The following is an 18,880-nucleotide window of genomic DNA, read 5'->3' as shown; positions in this document are numbered from 1 at the left end:
TTGCGGGCTTTTTCTTTATGGGCGGGGGTTTTCTCTACAATGTGGCTATGTCCCAAGATAGCAAACCTTCCAAAGCAAATGCCGGCGCTGTAGCCGAATCGTCTAATTTCTTGCGTCAGATCATCGATCATGATTTGGCAAGCGGGGCTTTTGCACAGCGCACCAATCTTGCTGGGGAATCTATCCCATCGATCATCACCCGCTTTCCACCAGAGCCTAATGGCTACTTACATATTGGTCACGCTAAAAGCATTTGTCTGAACTTTGGATTAGCTGCTGATTACAATAATCAAGCTGGGGGTGCGCGCTGCAATATGCGTCTAGACGATACCAACCCAGTTAAAGAGGATGTGGAATACGCCGACAGCATTTTGGATGCAGTGAAGTGGCTAGGTTTTGATTGGGGGACCCACCTTTATCACGCAAGCGACTACTTTGACAAACTCTATGAGTTTGCCGAAATCTTGATTCAGAATGGCAAAGCGTATGTCGATAGCCAAAGTGCTGATGACATTCATACCAATCGAGGTAACTTTGGCCAAGCTGGAAAAAATAGTCCTTACCGCGATCGCAGCCCAGAAGAGAATCTCTCCTTGTTCCGCGAAATGCGTGATGGGAAGTTCAAGGATGGCGAGCATGTATTGCGCCTGAAAATTGACATGACGCATCCCAACATTGTGATGCGTGATCCCGTGGTTTACCGCATCCGCCATACCGATCACCACCGCACTGGCAGCAAATGGTGCATTTACCCTTTATATGACTTCACACATTGCATCTCTGACGCATTAGAGAATGTCTCCCACTCCATCTGCACACTAGAGTTCGAGAACAACCGCCCCTTGTACGATTGGATTGTGAATTCATTAAAAGAATTGGGTGTCTTTAAGGACCCGGTGCCACATCAATATGAGTTCGCACGCCTCAACCTGACTTACACCATCACCAGCAAACGTAAGTTACTGCAGCTTGTAGAAGAAAAGCATGTTGAGGGTTGGGATGATCCTCGAATGCCAACCATCGTAGGCATTCGTCGCCGTGGTTACACTCCTGAAAGTATTCGCTTATTTTGCGAGCGCATTGGTGTCTCTAAAGCTGATAGCTGGATTGATATGAGCACCCTTGATCAAGCATTACGCGATGATCTAGAAGTCAGGGCTCCACGCGCTACTGCGGTACTCAAACCACTCAAGCTCGTAGTGGAAAACTTTGATGCCTCAGTAAAAGAAGCATGCTCTGCTCCACGCCATCCGAATCAACCCGAGTGGGGCAATCGTGAATTTCATTTCACGCGCGAACTGTGGATTGAAGCAGACGACTTTATGAAGGAACCCATCAAGGGATTCTTCAGACTTTATCCACCGATTGGAGATCAGCCTGGTAGCCGTGTTCGCTTACGCCATGGCTTTGTGGTGGAATGCACTGGTTTTGAAACCGACGCACAAGGGAATGTCACCCAAGTCAACGTGACACACTTTCCCGATAGCAAGAGCGGCACCGCTGGCTCTAATAACTACAAGGTCAAGGGCAATATTCACTGGATTAGCGCGGCTGAAGCGATTCCTGCAGAAGTGCGTCTATACGATCACCTGTTTAGCGACCCCCACCCAGATAGTGGTGACAAGAATTTCTTAGAATCGATCAATCCAAATTCAAAGCAAACAATTGCCGCTTACTTAGAACCCTGCATGAAAGATGCCAAAGCAGAAGATCAATTCCAGTTTGAGCGTCACGGCTACTTTGTTGCAGACAAGAATGACTCCAAACCTGGCAAACCAGTATTCAACCGTACGGTTGGCCTCAAGGATTCTTGGAAATAGTTTTTAGAAAATGTCCTACGCTGGGATAGCGTAGCGGTGTTTTTAATTCCGGTAGGCGCTGATTGGTAACCCTGCGTGACTCGCGCATAAAGGACCAAAGCATCGGACTAACAATTTTTTGCAACTCGCCGCCAGGCAATCTGGCTGGCCTTTCCAGACCAAAAGCATCCGCCACTTCATCAAAGTAATCACCCATTTTGGTCTCGCCACCATCACAGGCATTAATGATGCGCTGGGGTTTGCCGTGATAAACCGCTGCACACACTAACCTTGCCAAATCATCGCTGTGAATATGATTGGAATAAGCATCTTCCTCTGGCAGCAATGCGGGTGTTTGCGCCTGAAGCCTCTCAATCGGCAAGCGGTCTGCCGCATAAATTCCCGGGACGCGCAAAATAGTCAAAGTCACTCCATGGGCGGGCGCCCATAAACGGAGAATTCTCTCGGCATCCACCCTTCTTTGCGCACGCTCACTTTGGGGGCTTACTGGGGTAGCCTCACTCACCTTTCCACCCCTATGATCACCGTAAACACCGGTGGTGCTGATATAAATCAGGCGCCTGACGGCATTGGAGCCTTGGGCTAAAATTCGGAGAAGGTTGCGGGTTCGGCAATCACGATTTCCACCATTTTGCGGTGGCGCTAGATGAATGACGGTTTGAGCTAAACCGCTAAGGCGCCATAAAGACTCTGGATGATCCAGATTACCCAAAATAGGAATCGCGCCAACCGCCCTCAACTCCTGAAAGCGATTTTGTTGAGAAGTGAGCGCAAAGACACGGTGGCTTCGCGAAAGTTGTTTGGCTACCCGAAGACCGATGTCTCCGCAGCCAATAATCAGGATTGAAGGCTTACCAAAAGATTGCATAAGTGACATCGTAACGATTTATTGAAAGGAATGAGAGTGTCTTATCAGGTCACGCTCAAAACGAGCGGCAAACAATTTACTGTCAATTCAGATGAAAATCTTCTGGAGGCCGCTCTTCGTCAAGGTATCAACCTGCCCTATGGCTGCAAAAATGGTGCCTGTGGCTCTTGCAAAGGTAAAGTTTTAGAAGGTCAAGTCACTCATGGCCAGCATAGTGAAAGCGCTCTGAGCAAGGCCGATGAGACTGCGGGTGGCATTCTGTTTTGCTGCTCCCATCCCCAATCAGACCTGCTGATTGAAGCTCGTGAAGTCCAAGGAGCGGGCGATATTGCGATTCGTAAGGTGCCTTGCCGAGTCAACGCAATTACCAAACCTAGTGGTGATGTCGCCATTCTCAAGCTTCAATTACCCGCTGCAGAACGCTTTCAGTTCTTAGCTGGGCAGTATTTGGAGTTTCTCCTTAAGGATGGCCAACGCCGCGCTTACTCAATCGCCATCGCGCCTGAGCAAGAAGGTCCGCTTGAGTTGCATATTCGTCATTTGCCAGGCGGCCTCTTTACTGACTTTGTGTTTGGTGCCATCACGCCCGCATTAAAAGAAAAAGATATTCTTCGTTTTGAAGGTCCCTTGGGGAGCTTTTTCTTAAGAGAAGATTCTAAGAAACCAATTATTTTTGTTGCAGCTGGCACGGGCTTTGCCCCAATCAAATCCATCATCGAACAAATGCGGGCGAAAAAGATTCATCGACCCATTCATTTGTATTGGGGTGGCCGTCGCCCTAGTGATCTGTATTTAGATGATTTGTGCAAAGCCTGGGAAAAAGAAATTGCTGACTTTAAATACATCCCAGTGATTTCAGATGCCTTTGCAGAGGATGGCTGGCAAGGTCGCACTGGCTTTGTGCATCAAGCTGTGATGACTGACCATCCTGATATGAAGGGCTTCCAGGTCTATGCCTGTGGCGCCCCAGTCATGGTCAATGCCGCCAGAAATGACTTCTCATCCAAGTGTCAATTACCAGAGGAGGAGTTCTTTGCTGACTCCTTCACCAGCGCGGCTGATGTAGCCACCGCATAAGTCCTGCGCCATAAAACCCATTCGGTTAGATAATAGAAACTTCATTTCACCCTGTCACCCTCACCCCTTAAATCAGCATGAATAAGCCAACCCAGACGATCGATACCCACTCAGTCATGTTTATTACACCGCGCCCTGATGTGATCATGGTCGAAGGTAAGGGTTCATGGCTCACTGATAACAATGGGAAACGCTATTTGGATTTCTTGCAAGGCTGGGCCGTTAATTGCTTAGGTCACTGCAACCCAGGAATGATTGAGGCGCTCAATAAACAAGCGAAGACGCTCATTAATCCTAGTCCGGCATTCTTTAACGAACCGATGATTGCCTTATCCAATCTACTGACTGAGAACAGCTGCTTTGACAAAGTCTTCTTTGCCAATAGCGGAGCTGAAGCGAATGAAGGCGCCATTAAATTAGCGCGCAAATGGGGCCAACTCAATAAATCTGGCGCATTTGAGATCATCACGTTTGATCACAGCTTTCATGGCCGCACACTAGCCACAATGAGCGCCTCTGGAAAGCCAAACTGGGACACGATGTTTGCTCCGCAAGTAGCAGGCTTTCCTAAAGCGGATTTAAATGATTTAGAGTCAGTTAAGAAACTTGTCACCGACAAAACCGTTGCAGTCATGCTTGAACCCGTGCAAGGCGAGGGTGGCGTGATTCCAACGACTCAAGAATTTATGCGTGAACTACGTAAGTTCACTAAAGAAAATAATATTCTGTTAATTGCCGATGAAGTACAGGCTGGTTGCGGCCGTACCGGCGCGCTCTTTGCTTACCAAAACTACGGCATCGAGCCAGACATCATGACTTTGGGCAAGGGTATTGGTGGAGGCGTTCCTCTAGCAGCCCTATTGGCAACAGATGCGGTAGCTTGCTTTGTACCTGGCGATCAAGGTGGAACCTATAACGGCAACCCCCTCATGACTGCTGTTGGTATTAGCGTCATTGAGCAACTGTTAGCCCCAGGTTTTTTAGATAGCGTCAAAGCTAAAGGTGAATTACTTAAGTCTGAATTACTCAAGCTTTGCGCAGAATTTAATCTTGAAGGTGAGCGTGGCGAAGGATTACTGCGCGCATTAATGCTTGGAAAAGATATTGGCCCAAAACTGGTTGATCTTGCCAGAGATCGCAGCCCCGAAGGATTGTTGATTAATTCACCAAGACCAAACTTGTTGCGCTTTATGCCTGCTTTAAATGTATCAGACGATGAAATTCGTCAGATGTGTAATATGCTACGTGAGCTGCTAAAGCAAGTCGACTAAGCTCTACCCAGTTAGATTTTTGGGTAGAGAGAAAGTCACTTCCTCTATTACCCCATCAAGTGCCCGAACCTGTCTGGGGCCGAACTCCTGAATGCGACTCACAATCGATTGCGCCAAACTCTCTGGCGCTGATGCGCCCGCAGTTAAACCAACCCGTTTTTTACCAGCAAACCATTCCGGCTTGAGCTGCTCTGGTGCATCCACCATGTAAGAAGGAACGCCTAGCTTTTCAGAAAGCTCACGCAAGCGATTAGAGTTCGAGCTTGTCGCACTTCCCACCACAATAACGACCTCAACCTGAGGCGCCATAAATTTCACAGCATCTTGACGATTCTGAGTGGCATAACAAATATCTTGTTTACGGGGCTGAACAATATTGGGAAACTTCATCGTTAGCGCATCGACAATTTCTTTTGTCTCATCTACTGAGAGTGTTGTCTGGGTAACAAATGCAATCTTTTCATCAGCCGGGAAAGGCAAAGAACCCACATCGCCCACTTTCTCGATTAAGAAAACCCCCTCCTTGACTTGCCCCATCGTTCCCTCGACTTCAGGGTGACCCGCATGACCAATCATCAATACCGTGTAGCCGTCCTTACACATCTTGACAACCTCAAGATGCACTTTAGTAACCAGGGGGCATGTAGCGTCATATACCTGCAAACCTCGCGCTTCAGCATCCCTACGAACTTCCTGAGAAACGCCATGAGCACTAAATACAACAATGCCACCTTTGGGAACCTCATACAATTCTTCTACGAATACCGCGCCCCTCTCGCGCAACTCATTAACTACATAAGCGTTGTGAACAATTTCATGGCGCACATATATTGGTGCACCAAAACGAATGAGTGCCTCATTCACGATATTAATTGCACGATCTACGCCTGCGCAAAAACCCCGCGGCTGAGCCATCAAAATTTCTGGGTTATTAGAGTCGCTCATGGTTTACAAGATCGCCACAATCTCTGCTTCAAAAGTAATTGGTCTGCCTGCCAGAGGGTGATTAAAGTCAAACCAGGCTCCCTCTTCATTAATCGATTGCAGTACACCCGCGTATTGAGCGCCGCCTGGTGCATTGAACTCAATCACATCACCAGGATTAAATTCCACATCGTCATCGCGACCCTCTTTAAGCGCCTTCAAAGATACCCATTGCACTAAATCTTCTTTGCGCTCACCAAAACTTTCTTCCGGCGCAAGCAATGCACTTTTTTTCTCACCAACACCTAAACCTAACAATACATTCTCAAAGCAAGGAGCAAATTGTCCAGACCCCATCAAAACCGTCGCAGGACGATCGACAAAAGTGTTGATGTAATCCTCCCCACTGGGCAAAGTGAGCCGATAGTTGAGGGTCAGATAGGAATTAGGCAAAACAGTAAGCTTAGTCATAAGGTGATTGTATCTAGGCCTGCGCTGGCCGTGCATTCCCCCATTACGGGCTGGCCAAAAAATGAGCAGCCTCGAGAAAAACTGCGCTTAAATGGCGCAGCGTCACTTTCTGATGCAGAACTACTTGCCATCTTTTTGCGGGTTGGGGTTAAGGGTAAAAGTGCTGTTGCCCTTGCCAAGGATCTACTGCATCACTTTGGGAGCCTCCCCCGACTATTAGCCAGCACTCCCGAAGAATTTACACGCCTCCATGGCATGGGGCTTTCTAAATGGTCTCAAATTCAGGCGGCATATGAGCTAGTTAAGAGAAGCCTAGAGGATGGCTTGACCCATGACCCCATCTTTTCATCGCCTAACCACGTCAGGGAGTTTTTGCAGGCCAAAATTGGCCGCCTCCCCCATGAGGTCTTTCTATGCCTCTACTTAGACTCCCGACTTCACTTGATTGAGTGTGATGAGCTTTTTAGGGGGTCTATTACCCAAACAGCCATCTACCCCCGTGAAATCCTAAAAGAAGCCCTTGCTAAAAATGCTAGCGCCCTCATCGTTGCCCATAACCATCCCAGCGGCAATCCATTACCGAGCGAAGCAGATCAAAAACTCACCAAAGTACTAGCAAATGCCTTGCAACTGGTAGATATTCAGCTCCTAGATCACTGTATTGTGAGTGGCAGCGGTTTTTTCTCTTTTTCTGACTCTGGGCTTATGGATATTGGACTTGAATGATAGTAAATGCTAACTTGATAGGCAATTTTCTGCCTAGATACCCCCTTTGCGCTCAATTCCCCCCAAACAAAGCCATTTAGGGCTAGCCGAAAATAGGCTGAGACTGATACAATCTTCTTTTTTCGCAATTAATGGAGTTATGTCATGGCAAAAGTTTGCCAAGTCACTGGGAAGAAGCCGATGGTTGGCAACAATGTATCCCATGCAAACAATAAAACGAAGCGTCGCTTTTTGCCGAATTTGCAAAATCGTCGTTTCTGGGTTGAATCTGAAAACCGTTGGATTAGCTTGCGCTTAACCAATGCTGGTTTGCGCGTTATCGACAAGAACGGCATCGATGCTGTGTTGTCTGATCTTCGTGCACGTGGCGAAATTTAAGGAGCGCACAAATGGCTAAAGGCGGCAGAGAAAAAATCAAGTTAGAGTCATCAGCAGGTACTGGTCACTTTTACACAACTTCAAAAAACAAGCGTACAAAGCCTGAGAAAATGGAGATCATGAAGTTTGATCCAACCATTCGCAAGCACGTTGCTTACAAAGAAACAAAGCTGAAGTAATTACTTCTTTCAGCAAATAAAAAACCCGCTACATCAGCGGGTTTTTTATTGTCTAGAAATTCTTCTAAGCGCTTGGTTTGAAATTTTTCTTTAAGCGTAACGACGCAATCTCAATGAGAACTCACGTAGGCTTGTTAAGCCACTTTCTTCAGCGCGCTGACACCAGGCGTGCAACTGAGAGAGTAACTGCTCTTTAGTGGCATTAGAGCGACCCCAGATAGCCTGTAGATCACGACGCATCTCAATCATCTTACGTAGCTGAGCATTGCTCGCCATGAGCTCCTCAAGCTTTACTTTCTCTTGCTCAGTTAAACGAGTTTCATCTTTGGCCAGCCAAGTACGCGCATCAGTTAAATGCGTAGCTAAGACCTGCATATGCTGCACTTCATTACTAAAGAAGTTGCGCAATGTCTTGCTGTAGCGCGCCATAATTTCATAGCGGTTTGCAATGATGGCTTCTAAAGTGCTCTGGTCAGCAGGACGCAAATCGCTTAGTACCGGCTTAGGCGGCGTCTTCTTCACAGTAGCCAAGCCAACTGAACTCATGATCTGAATATACATCCAACCAATATCAAACTCATACCACTTGTTCGACAGCTTCGCGCTCGTTGCAAAGGTGTGATGATTATTGTGTAGCTCTTCGCCACCAATCAAAATACCCCAAGGCACAATATTTCGGGAAGCATCTTCATTATCAAAATTACGGTAGCCCCAATAGTGACCGATACCGTTAATGATGCCAGCTGCAGTAATCGGAATCCAGAGCATTTGTACTGCCCAAACTGTTAAACCAATCGCGCCAAACAAAAATACATCAATGATGAGCATGATGGCAACGCCCTGCCAAGAAAACTTGGAGTAGATGTTGTGCTCGATCCAATCATCTGGAGTGCCGTGACCAAACTTATCCAAGGTCTCTTGATTGGCTGCTTCTTGTTTATAGAGTTCTGCGCCACGAGAGAGCACTGTATTAATACCCAAAACCTGTGGGCTATGAGGATCATCAACAGTTTCACATTTAGCATGATGCTTGCGATGAATCGCCGCCCACTCTTTGGTAACCATGCCGGTTGTTAGCCAAAGCCAAAAACGGAAGAAGTGAGAAACGATCGGATGCAAATCCAATGCCCGGTGCGCTTGGCAGCGGTGTAAGAAAATGGTCACCGCAGCAATTGTGATGTGCGTAACAATTAAGGTGAAAACAACTATCTTCCACCATGACCAATCCAAATATCCATTAGCAAGCCAATGGAGGAACAAATCAAAACCTGAAGCTGTATTCAAAAGGGAATCCCTAAAGAGGTCTAAAACTCTATTTTAGTTCTTTAGGAGTCTTCTTGTTTTTGACCTTAGTCTCTTTTTGGGCATCTTTTTCTGACTCGGCAACTGGGGCAGCAGCTTTCTTCTGGAATACAGCACCAAAGAAGCCATCCGTTCCATGAATATGGGGCCATAACTGCCACCAAGGATTATCCGAACTACAACCTATCGGTAATTTATCCTTAGGAAACAACGGCTTAAGAACTTCAGCTGCCGGAACAGCCTCAAATTGAGGATGTTTTGCCAGAAAATCTTCGGCAATAGCTTGATTCTCTTGGGGTAACAGGCTGCAGGTGGCATAAACCAAGCGTCCGCCTGGTTTTAGCAAGCGCGCAGCTGAGGCCAAGATATTCATCTGCTTCTGATTGAGCTCCAACACTCCAGCGGGGGTCTGGCGCCATTTCAGGTCAGGATTGCGGCGCAGGGTACCCATGCCACTACAAGGGGCATCCACTAGGACACGATCAATCTTGCCGGCCAAGCGTTTGATCTTGGCGTCATTCTCACTATCAATCCACACTGGATGCACATTAGAAAGGCCACTACGTGCCTGCCTTGGCTTCAAATTCGCTAAACGACGCTCTGATGTATCTAAAGCATACAAACGCCCTGTAGAGCGCATGATCGCCCCAATGGCCAAAGTCTTGCCGCCGGCTCCAGCGCAAAAGTCAACAACCATCTCACCACGTTTAGGTGCGAGTAAGTAAGCCAAAAGCTGACTACCCTCATCCTGCACTTCAAACATGCCGGCTTTAAAACCAGCAGTATTTTGCAGAGCAGGTTTGCCCATAATGCGCACGCCATCAGGCGCGTAAGGAGTTGGTATTGCTTGATAGCGACCGCCCAATGCATTCATCTGCACAAGCAGTTCTTCGCGATTGGTTTTCATGGTGTTCGCACGTAAATCTAACAGTGCTGGATGCATTAATGACTTAGCCAACTCTTCACGAGCTTCTTCACCAGGATATTTTCCAAATGCATCCCATAACCACTCTGGCAAATTGTTGCGCACAAGAGGATTTAATGTCGCAGGATCAACCGTTGCAAAACGTTGCAGCCACTCATATTCACCAGGCTTAAGAACATGTGCCAAGTCGGCGATAGCGCTCTCTGCACGATTAGCAGACCCCAAGCCGCCTTCAGACAGCGCAGACAGCAAACCCAATAGGGCTAAGCGTCTAGGCTGAGAGCCTTCGCCGCTCGAAGCAAATTGAGAGAACTCATTTTTACGACGCAATATGGCGAACGCACTCTCAGCAATCAAAGCACGATCGCGATTTCCAAGTTGTTTTTCTTCTCTGAAATAACGACTGACTACTCGGTCAGCTGGCTGTTCAAAACTCAGCAACTCGGGAAGTAAACGCTCGAGATGAATTGCATGCTGCGGCAATGCTTTCGCATTGGAAAAATTCTTTTGGCCTTCTGGCGCAATTAAATTACCACTGGCATTGCGACGCTCAGGACGACGCAATGGATCTTTCGATTTAGTCGCGTAACTTTTGTGTGGGGCTAGTCTGCTGCCAGATCTGCGGGGTGGACGTTCTGCACTCATAATTTAAAAAATTGCGACTCCGGGGGTTGTAACTTCACTTGATTACCTTCAATTCGCAATCGTCCATCGAGGAACCATTTTACGGCCCGCGGATAAATTTGATGCTCGGCAGCCAAAACACGGGCGGCCAAGGTGTCCGCATCATCACTTTCCAGCACTGGAACGGAGGCCTGACAAATAATTGGACCCTCATCCACACCCTCATTCACGAAGTGCACGGTGGCACCATGCTCTTTCACTCCAGCCTCCAGAGCCCGCTCGTGGGTATGTAAACCGGGGAAGGCGGGCAACAAGGCTGGATGGATATTGATCAAGCGACCCTCAAAATGGCGAATAAAGCCTGGAGTCAAAATTCTCATAAAGCCTGCAAGAACCACCAAATCAGCCCCTAAGGCATCAATCTGCGCAATTAAGGCAGCATCAAAGGATTCTCGGGTCGCGTGCTCTTTATGCTCAATGGTAAAGGCCGGAATACCCTGCGAGCGAGCAAAATCAAGGCCCTTAGCCGCCGAGTGATTCGCTATAACCCCAGCAAAAGTGACTGGCCATTGCTCTTTTTGAGCCATTTTGACGATAGCCTCGAAATTAGATCCGCGGCCGGAGATTAAGGTGACGATAGAAGGCATGCCCACAATATAATTGATGGCTACCCTGAAAGCGATTTTGTGAACGTATTCCGTGGCCCCACCCAGTTTTCTGCAGGACCAGCTTGTGCCCTAACCATCGGTAATTTCGATGGCGTGCACAGGGGTCATCGCGCCCTACTCAAGGAGTTGGTTGATGGAGCCAAGGATCAAGGCCTGGTTAGTTGTGTAATGACCTTTGAGCCTCATCCAAAAGAATTCTTTTCACCCGAACAAGCCCCTCCCCGCATTCTGAATTTGCGCGACAAATTAGCCGCACTTGCCGAGCTTGGAATAGATCGTGTTGTTGTAGAGCACTTCAACTCTGCTTTTGCCAAACTGTCGCCCGAAGAATTTGTTTCAGAAATTATTGTGAAACGACTGAACGCTAAATGGATTTTGATTGGTGATGATTTTTGCTATGGTGCAAAACGTGCAGGCAACTTTGCCAGCCTAAAAGCTGCTGGTGAAAAATATGGCTTTAAAGTCTCTAGCATCCAAACCATTCAAGAAAATGGTGAGCGTATTTCTAGTTCTGCACTTCGTACTGCGCTAGCTTCTGGTGACATGCAGTTAGCAGAAAAATTATTAGGGCGTCCTTACGGAATATCTGGGCACGTGCTTCATGGTCAGAAGCTAGGACGTCAACTTGGGTTCCCCACTTTGAATTTAGCGGTTGCCAATCATCTCCACCATCGCAAACCGGCAACGACCGGAATCTTCACTGCACAAGTGTTAGGCTTAAGCGATAAGCCACTGCCTGCTGTGGCGAGCTTGGGTGTTAGACCAACAGTGGAAGATGAAGGCAGAGTATTGCTAGAAACTCACATTTTTGATTACAACGCGGATGTTTACGGAAAAATTATTACCGTAGAACTATTAGAAAAAATCCGTGATGAGGCGAAGTATCCGGACCTCGAAACCCTTACACAAGCGATTGCAGCAGATGCAACGCATGCCAGAAATTATTTCCAGAAAAAAGCTTATGTCTGAAAAAGAAAACTCTTATCCCGTCAATCTACTAGATACTTCTTTCCCAATGCGAGGAGATCTAGCTAAGCGCGAACCACAATGGGTAGCTGGCTGGCAAAAAAACAAGCTCTACGAAAAGATTCGTGCGGCCCATGCCAATCAACCAAAATTCATTCTGCATGATGGCCCTCCTTATGCAAATGGCGATATTCATATTGGACACGCAGTAAACAAGATTTTGAAAGACATGATCGTCAAATCACGCTGGCTCATGGGCTTTGACTCTGTTTATGTACCCGGCTGGGATTGTCATGGCATGCCGATTGAAATTCAGATTGAAAAAGAATTTGGCAAGAATTTACCAACTGCTGAAGTGCAATCTAAAGCGCGTGCCTATGCTCATGTTCAAGTAGAAAAACAGAAGAAAGATTTCGAACGCTTAGGTGTATTAGGTGATTGGAATAACCCCTATCTCACTATGAACTTCCGCAATGAGGCTGATGAAATTCGCGCCCTTGGGAAAATCTGGGAAAAAGGATATGTCTTCCGCGGATTGAAACCGGTGAACTGGTGCTTTGATTGTGGCTCCGCGCTAGCTGAAGCGGAAGTGGAATACCAAGATAAAACTGACCCAACGGTGGATGTTGGCTTTGCCTTTGATAATGCACAGCGCCCACAGCTAGCAAAAGCATTTGGACTTGCCGAGCTACCAAATAAACCAGGTCAAATTGTCATCTGGACAACAACCCCTTGGACCATTCCTGCCAACCAAGCAATGAATGTCCACCCAGAACTTACTTACGCCTTAGTAGATGTTGGCAACAAGTTATTAATTCTGGCAAAGGACCGAGTTGAGATTTGTTTGCAAGACTATGGTCTAGAGGGCGAAGTGATTGCCAATTGCCAGGGTGCTCAATTGGCAAACATTTCTTTCTGGCATCCGCTAGCGCCATTGCATGAGGGCTATAAGCGTCTCTCACCTATTTATCCGGCAGAGTACGTTACCTTAGATACCGGTACTGGCATTGTTCACTCTGCGCCCGCTTATGGCGAAGAGGACTTTAAGTCTTGTAAAGCCAATAAGCTTGCTGATAAAGATATTTTGAATCCAGTCATGGGTAATGGCGTTTACGCATCTTGGTTGCCACTCTTCGCCAATGAATATATCTGGAAAGCCAATCCCAAAATTGTTGAAGCTATGCGCGAAGCAGGCAGTCTCCTGCGTGATAAAACGTATACCCACTCATACATGCATTGCTGGCGTCACAAGTCGCCTATTATTTATCGCGCAACCTCACAATGGTTTGCCAGCATGGACAAGAAACCGTCCGATGGCAAAGCAAGTTTGCGTGAGACTGCATTAGCGGGCATCGATAGCACTGAGTTCTTCCCGGCATGGGGTAAACAACGTCTTAACAGCATGATTGCCAATCGCCCGGACTGGACTTTGTCACGTCAGCGCCAATGGGGCGTGCCAATGGCGTTCTTTGTACATAAGGAAAGTGGTGAACCACATCCACGTACCGTTGAACTACTCGAAGAAATCGCTAAGCGTGTAGAAAAAGAAGGTATTGAAGCCTGGCAAAAATTGGAAGTTGCCGAGCTTCTGGGCGAAGAAGCTGCCCAGTATGAAAAGAACCGTGACACCTTAGATGTCTGGTTTGATTCTGGAACAACCCATTGGCATGTCATTCGTGGATCGCACCGTGATGAGTTATTAACTGCTGACGCAGAAACACCAAACGGTCGCTTGGCTGATTTATATCTCGAGGGTTCAGACCAACATCGTGGTTGGTTCCACTCCTCATTGCTGACTGGCGCCATGCTCGATGGCAAGCCACCATATAAGGCACTCCTTACGCATGGCTTTACCGTCGATGGTCAAGGCCGCAAGATGAGTAAATCTGTGGGCAATGTGATTGCGCCTCAACAAGTTGCCGACAAACTCGGTGCTGAGATCATTCGCCTCTGGGTTGCCTCTACCGACTACTCAGGTGAAATGACGATCTCAGACGAGATTCTCAAACGCGTTACCGAGAGCTATCGCCGTATTCGCAATACTTTGCGCTTCTTATTGGCTAACCTATCAGATTTTGATCCTAGCAAGCACACGATGCCTTCTGGGCAGTGGCTTGAGATTGATCGCTACGCAGTTGCTCTTGCCAATCAATTGCAGAGCGATACTGAAGCGCATTACAAAGCATATGAATTCCAACCAGCAGTAGCTCGCATACTATCCTTCTGCTCCGAGGATTTGGGCGGCTTCTATTTGGATATTCTGAAGGACCGCCTCTACACGAACGCACCCGACTCTCCTGACCGCCGCGCTGCTCAGAACGCCCTATTCCATATCACCCGCAATCTCTTAAAATGGCTATCACCATTCCTCTCCTTCACCGCAGAGGAAGCCTGGAAAGACTTCCCCCATGGTTCAGGCAGCAAGCCTGCAGAATCAATCTTTATGGAAGAGTTTGGCAAGTTCCCTGAGATTGCTCATGCTGAGGAATTGCTTGCCAAGTGGAATCGTATACGTGAAATTCGCTCCGAAGTGACTAAGGCAATTGAGCTTGAGCGCGAAGCAGGTAACGTAGGCTCATCATTGCAAGCTGAACTCACGATCAAAGTCAGTGATGTTGATTTCGCTATCCTGCACTCATTAGAGGATGATTTACGCTTTGTAACCATCACTTCTGGCGCCAATATAGAACTAAATAATGAGGGGTTAGAAGTTTTGGTACGTGGTAGCCAATATAAAAAATGTGGACGCTGCTGGCATCACACCAAAGAAGTAGGAAGCAATGCCGATCACCCAGAATTATGTGGTCGCTGCATTAGCAACTTGTTTGGTGATGGCAATCATCGCCTCTTCGCTTGAGTAGTAACTATATGAAAAGTCTTGCACTACCTCGTTATCTAGCAATTGCTGTCATCATGCTATTGCTAGATCAGCTTAGCAAGTGGTCGGCGCTCATTAATTTGCAAATGGGCACTCCTGAACCGGTTCTTCCTTTTCTAAACTGGTTGCTTCTCTTTAATCCTGGCGCAGCATTTTCATTTCTGTCGCAAGGCTCTGGTTGGCAGCGCTGGTTCTTCACCATTCTTGGGCTAGCGGCATCCGTTTACATTATTTGGATGCTATATAAAAACCAAAGCGATAAGCTACTCTGCATAGCCTTAAGCTTCATTCTGGGTGGCGCACTTGGTAATGTCTTAGATCGCGTGATGTATGGTGCTGTAGTCGACTTTATTGACTTACATTATGGCAATTGGCATTGGCCCGCATTTAATGTGGCCGATAGCGCCATCTGTATCGGTGCAACCCTCATTATTTGGGGTGAATTACGCAAGTCATTTGGCAAATCTGCCCAATCCCATTAAGCTGGCGCCATGCAATCACTTATTAATAAGAAGATCGTTCTCGGAATCTCTGGTGGGATAGCGGCCTATAAAGCCCCTGAGCTTGCACGTCAACTCATGCAAGAAGGCGCATCCGTACAAGTAGTGATGACCGAGGCTGCACAGCAATTTGTGACCCCTGTAACTATGCAAGCCCTCACAGGTAATCCGGTTTACTTGAGTCAATGGGATAGCACCATTCCAAACAATATGGCGCACATTGAGTTATCACGTTCTGCAGATGCCATTCTGATTGCCCCTGCAAGCGCTGATCTCATGGCCAAGCTTTCTCTGGGCTTAGCTGATGACTTATTGACCACCTTATGCCTTGCAAGAGATTGCTCTCTATTGCTCACGCCGGCCATGAACAAGCAGATGTGGGAGCATGCGGCCACCCAAAGAAGCGTCAAACGACTTGCAGACGATGGCGTTATCCTTCTTGGGCCTGCCAGCGGCTTCCAAGCTTGTGGCGAAGTGGGCATGGGCAGAATGCTTGAGCCTACAGAAATCACTGAGCAAGTCATTGCCTTCTTTCAGAAAAAAGTATTGGCCGGTAAAAAAGTATTAATTACTGCAGGCCCCACATTTGAAGCGATTGATCCAGTGCGTGGCATCACCAATCACAGCTCGGGCAAGATGGGTTTTGCTATTGCAAGAGCTGCTGTTGAGGCTGGCGCTCAAGTCCATTTAATTGCTGGGCCATGTAATCTCAGTACCCCACTTGAAGCTACCGGACAAATCACCCGCACCAATGTCGTTAGCGCCAAAGAAATGCATGCAGCCACTCTGAACGTAGCTGACTGCGATATTTTCTTTGCAGTCGCCGCCGTCGCTGACTGGGGTATTGCCAAGCCTGCCAAAGAAAAAATGAAACGCCAAGGTAACCAAGCACCTCATTTAGAGTTTTCAGCTAACCCAGACATTCTGCTTGATGTTGCTAAGACAGTGAAAACTAAAGGTGGTAAGCCATACCCCTATTGCGTAGGCTTTGCAGCAGAGTCAACGGATCTAGAAAAGCATGCCGATGAGAAGCGTCAGCGCAAAGGTATTCCGATGATTGTTGGCAACATCGGTCCCGATACATTCGGCAGCGACCTCAATCAATTGCTCGTGATTGACACCAGCGGCAGCAAAAAAATTGCTAAAGCAGAAAAGCTTCGGCTCGCACGCCAACTCATTGCGCTAGTTGCCAAGAAAATTTAAATCCCCGTTTTAGGAACATCATGCAATCTCTCCAAGTCAAAATTCTCGATGAACGTATGCGCGATCAGTTGCCAAGCTATGGCACCCCTGGCAGCGCTGGATTAGATCTGCGCGCCTGTATTGACGAAGCGATTGAAATTGCCCCTGGTCAAACAGTGCTTGTGCCTACTGGATTGGCGATCTATGTTGAAGATCCGCGCTATGCGGCCTTTATTCTGCCGCGCTCTGGCTTAGGCCATAAGCACGGCATTGTGCTCGGTAACTTAGTGGGTTTAATTGACTCAGATTATCAAGGCCAGCTAATGGTGAGCACTTGGAATCGCGGCTCCACCACATTCAAGCTCGAGCCGATGGAGCGTTTGGCTCAGTTGGTTGTCATGCCAGTACAACAAGTAGAGCTCAAGGTAGTTGAAGAGTTCACCGAGAGCAGTCGTGGCGCCGGTGGCTTTGGTAGCACAGGACGCGCCTAATTAAAATACTCTAACGAGTAGTAGCGGGCGCTCTTTTGCGACTAAGCGCTAAGGGCAGAAAACCCAGAAGCAAACCTCCAACTCCCATCATGATAGTAAATGCATCAAAAGTGGGGATGCTGTAAATTCCAACGAATACCATGAATGCGCCTGAGAACCCAGGCCATAAAACATATGCCATCGCTGACCCGAAGCCAGCGTTGAGTTTTTTCCTGTAATGCCAAGCACAAGCAAAACCAGTCAAACTCATATAAAAACAAATCTGAAATCCAATTGCCAAAATAGAGCTGGTCAAGATTGCTTTCACTGAAGGCATAAAGGATGAGGAAAAAAGTAATATCACCCCTAAAAACCAAATAACAAAAGTAGCTACCCAAGGCGTCTTATATTGGTCATGCACTTTTGCGTAGACCGGATGCAACATACCATCTCGCGCCATTGCAAACATGCTGCGACTGAATTGCAAAATTTGAGTCTCTATCGTTCCGACCGTACTAAATATGGTGCAAAAGACTGCAAGATAACTCCAGGGTGCCGGGAATAATTTATTGGCAATTGCAAAAAGGACATTGGTACCAGAGTCGGCAATTTCACGATCAGTTAAGACCATTAAAACCACAACCATCATCAGCACAAAGAAAAGCATCATATTCAGTACCGACCAAAATGCCCCCTTACCTGCAGCCCCATCTGTGTTTTTTTGTCCACCCTTACTCTCCTCGCTTAAGTTCATGGTGACATCCCAGCCCCAGAAGAAAAAGATAGCCGTAAGCGCACCCGTAGCGAATAGTTGCGGAGAAAAAGAGAGCGGAGAAATCCATACAAAGGAAGGTGGGTGTGCTGGCTTTGACCAGTAACTCATCAGTCCACCAGCAATCAGGATGAATAAAATAACTGACTCAAAAAGAGTGAGCGCGATTTGCATAAAACTGGAATGCTTTATGCCCCGCCCAACAATTAATGAAACCACCGTCAACCAGACGGCAGCTATTGCTGAAATGAGTTGGGTATTTTCAGCTTGATCAGGAGCGATGAGCAGCAAGGTGGAACTGGCCGCAGGAATGGTTGCCGAAACCATGAAAAAAATAGAGGCAATCAATAAACCCCAGCCAGCAAAGAATCCCCAGGCAGGTCCAAAAACATGACCCACCCAAGCATAGGCGGCACCAGCGTTAGGCTGAATCTTACTCAAATGAATGAAAGCTAAGGTGATCCCAAACATAATGAGGCCGCAATACAAAATGCTTCCTACAGATAAAACACCGACCGAGGCAACAATAGCGGCGCTAGTTACTGCAACGCTAAAGGCGGGTGCAGTCCCCGCAATACCCATGATGATTGACTCAAAAACGCCTAGTGAATTTTTTGCCAAACCATCGGATGAGCTCATATATAGAAATATTGCTTAAATTGCCTAAAGAAGAGATTCTATTCTTAAATAACCTGAGCAACCAACTTCAGCACATTGCTTGCAACCAAGCAATAAAAAAAGCCACCCGATGAACTGACCCCCAAAAGTTGGACGTTATGTCCAGCCAAGGGGGTTTTGTTTTATGAGCAAGTACAGCAAGCAGTTCAAGCTAAAGGTAGTTAAAGAGTTTTTAAAATCAGGCGGCCTTAAGCGGGTAGC

At 47.3% G+C, this 18,880-nt stretch carries 18 protein-coding genes; 11 read left to right on the top strand and 7 right to left on the bottom strand.

Going from position 1 to position 18,880, the window contains the following annotated elements:
- Window positions 1–47: 47 nt before the first annotated feature.
- On the top strand, window positions 48–1,820 hold the full coding sequence (locus tag ICN40_RS05080) for a glutamine--tRNA ligase/YqeY domain fusion protein (RefSeq protein ID WP_072582917.1): 1,773 nt from the start codon (window positions 48–50) through the stop codon (window positions 1,818–1,820).
- Here ICN40_RS05080 and ICN40_RS05075 read toward each other — a convergent pair.
- Window positions 1,801–2,697 (bottom strand): SDR family oxidoreductase, encoded by an 897-nt coding sequence (locus ICN40_RS05075; protein WP_255561203.1) that lies wholly within the window; start codon window positions 2,695–2,697, stop codon window positions 1,801–1,803. The two genes, ICN40_RS05080 and ICN40_RS05075, sit on opposite strands and share 20 nt — an antisense overlap.
- A gap of 27 nt (window positions 2,698–2,724) precedes the next feature.
- Here ICN40_RS05075 and ICN40_RS05070 point away from each other — a divergent pair, with 27 nt between their 5' ends.
- Both ICN40_RS05070 and ICN40_RS05065 read left to right on the top strand, forming a co-directional pair.
- Complete coding sequence (locus ICN40_RS05070; protein WP_216242593.1) at window positions 2,725–3,765, top strand: CDP-6-deoxy-delta-3,4-glucoseen reductase; 1,041 nt, start codon at window positions 2,725–2,727, stop codon at window positions 3,763–3,765.
- Window positions 3,766–3,842: 77 nt separating this feature from the next.
- Window positions 3,843–5,036, top strand: coding sequence for an acetylornithine transaminase (locus ICN40_RS05065; RefSeq protein ID WP_072582847.1), 1,194 nt, complete (start codon window positions 3,843–3,845; stop codon window positions 5,034–5,036).
- 3 nt (window positions 5,037–5,039) lie between these two features.
- On the opposite strand, the gene ispH is transcribed toward ICN40_RS05065, so the two are convergent.
- Both ispH and ICN40_RS05055 read right to left on the bottom strand, forming a co-directional pair.
- Window positions 5,040–5,981 (bottom strand): 4-hydroxy-3-methylbut-2-enyl diphosphate reductase, encoded by a 942-nt coding sequence (gene ispH, locus ICN40_RS05060; protein WP_216242592.1) that lies wholly within the window; start codon window positions 5,979–5,981, stop codon window positions 5,040–5,042.
- A gap of 3 nt (window positions 5,982–5,984) precedes the next feature.
- Entirely contained in the window at window positions 5,985–6,431 is a 447-nt protein-coding gene (locus ICN40_RS05055; protein ID WP_216242591.1) for a peptidylprolyl isomerase, read from the bottom strand.
- Window positions 6,432–6,461: 30 nt separating this feature from the next.
- Here ICN40_RS05055 and radC point away from each other — a divergent pair, with 30 nt between their 5' ends.
- The 3 genes from radC (at window position 6,462) to rpmG (ending at window position 7,714) form a co-directional block, all read left to right on the top strand.
- Entirely contained in the window at window positions 6,462–7,157 is a 696-nt protein-coding gene (gene radC, locus ICN40_RS05050; RefSeq protein WP_308281769.1) for a DNA repair protein RadC, read from the top strand.
- A gap of 144 nt (window positions 7,158–7,301) precedes the next feature.
- Window positions 7,302–7,535 (top strand): 50S ribosomal protein L28, encoded by a 234-nt coding sequence (rpmB, locus tag ICN40_RS05045; RefSeq protein WP_011903570.1) that lies wholly within the window; start codon window positions 7,302–7,304, stop codon window positions 7,533–7,535.
- 11 nt (window positions 7,536–7,546) lie between these two features.
- Window positions 7,547–7,714 carry a 50S ribosomal protein L33 gene (gene rpmG, locus ICN40_RS05040; protein ID WP_015421876.1) on the top strand — a complete coding sequence of 56 codons (168 nt, stop codon included), beginning with the start codon at window positions 7,547–7,549 and terminating at the stop codon, window positions 7,712–7,714.
- Between the two features lie 90 nt (window positions 7,715–7,804).
- On the opposite strand, the gene ICN40_RS05035 is transcribed toward rpmG, so the two are convergent.
- Genes ICN40_RS05035 through purN form a run of 3 tightly spaced genes read right to left on the bottom strand, consistent with a single transcriptional unit; the run spans window position 7,805 to window position 11,212 of the window.
- Window positions 7,805–8,998, bottom strand: coding sequence for an acyl-CoA desaturase (locus tag ICN40_RS05035; protein ID WP_216242587.1), 1,194 nt, complete (start codon window positions 8,996–8,998; stop codon window positions 7,805–7,807).
- A 28-nt stretch (window positions 8,999–9,026) separates the two neighbouring features.
- Complete coding sequence (locus ICN40_RS05030) at window positions 9,027–10,586, bottom strand: RsmB/NOP family class I SAM-dependent RNA methyltransferase (RefSeq protein ID WP_216242585.1); 1,560 nt, start codon at window positions 10,584–10,586, stop codon at window positions 9,027–9,029.
- Entirely contained in the window at window positions 10,583–11,212 is a 630-nt protein-coding gene (gene purN / locus ICN40_RS05025; protein ID WP_072582842.1) for a phosphoribosylglycinamide formyltransferase, read from the bottom strand. Before purN ends, ICN40_RS05030 begins: the two co-directional genes overlap by 4 nt.
- Window positions 11,213–11,251: 39 nt before the next feature.
- Between purN and ICN40_RS05020 the strand changes: the two genes are divergently transcribed.
- From ICN40_RS05020 to dut, 5 genes are read left to right on the top strand one after another with little or no spacing between them, the layout of a single operon-like run.
- On the top strand, window positions 11,252–12,202 hold the full coding sequence (locus ICN40_RS05020; RefSeq protein WP_072582841.1) for a bifunctional riboflavin kinase/FAD synthetase: 951 nt from the start codon (window positions 11,252–11,254) through the stop codon (window positions 12,200–12,202).
- Window positions 12,177–15,056: an isoleucine--tRNA ligase gene (gene ileS, locus ICN40_RS05015; RefSeq protein ID WP_374222781.1), complete on the top strand. Its 2,880-nt coding sequence runs from the start codon at window positions 12,177–12,179 to the stop codon at window positions 15,054–15,056. The genes ICN40_RS05020 and ileS overlap by 26 nt, the downstream gene beginning before the upstream one ends.
- Before the next feature lie 11 nt (window positions 15,057–15,067).
- The gene (gene lspA / locus ICN40_RS05010; RefSeq protein ID WP_216155107.1) at window positions 15,068–15,559 is read left to right on the top strand and encodes a signal peptidase II; all 492 of its coding nucleotides are present in this window, start codon (window positions 15,068–15,070) and stop codon (window positions 15,557–15,559) included.
- A gap of 9 nt (window positions 15,560–15,568) precedes the next feature.
- Window positions 15,569–16,780 (top strand): bifunctional phosphopantothenoylcysteine decarboxylase/phosphopantothenate--cysteine ligase CoaBC, encoded by a 1,212-nt coding sequence (gene coaBC / locus ICN40_RS05005; RefSeq protein WP_216242583.1) that lies wholly within the window; start codon window positions 15,569–15,571, stop codon window positions 16,778–16,780.
- Between the two features lie 20 nt (window positions 16,781–16,800).
- Window positions 16,801–17,250, top strand: coding sequence for a dUTP diphosphatase (dut, locus tag ICN40_RS05000; protein ID WP_215320885.1), 450 nt, complete (start codon window positions 16,801–16,803; stop codon window positions 17,248–17,250).
- Between the two features lie 10 nt (window positions 17,251–17,260).
- On the opposite strand, the gene ICN40_RS04995 is transcribed toward dut, so the two are convergent.
- Window positions 17,261–18,640, bottom strand: coding sequence for an APC family permease (locus ICN40_RS04995; protein WP_255561197.1), 1,380 nt, complete (start codon window positions 18,638–18,640; stop codon window positions 17,261–17,263).
- Window positions 18,641–18,880 lie beyond the last annotated feature (240 nt).

The sequence above is a fragment of the Polynucleobacter sp. Fuers-14 genome, assembly GCF_018882045.1.
In the GTDB taxonomy this organism is placed as follows: domain Bacteria; phylum Pseudomonadota; class Gammaproteobacteria; order Burkholderiales; family Burkholderiaceae; genus Polynucleobacter.
Note: the sequence above shows the minus strand (reverse complement) of the source record. Positions and strands in the feature narration are given on the sequence as shown.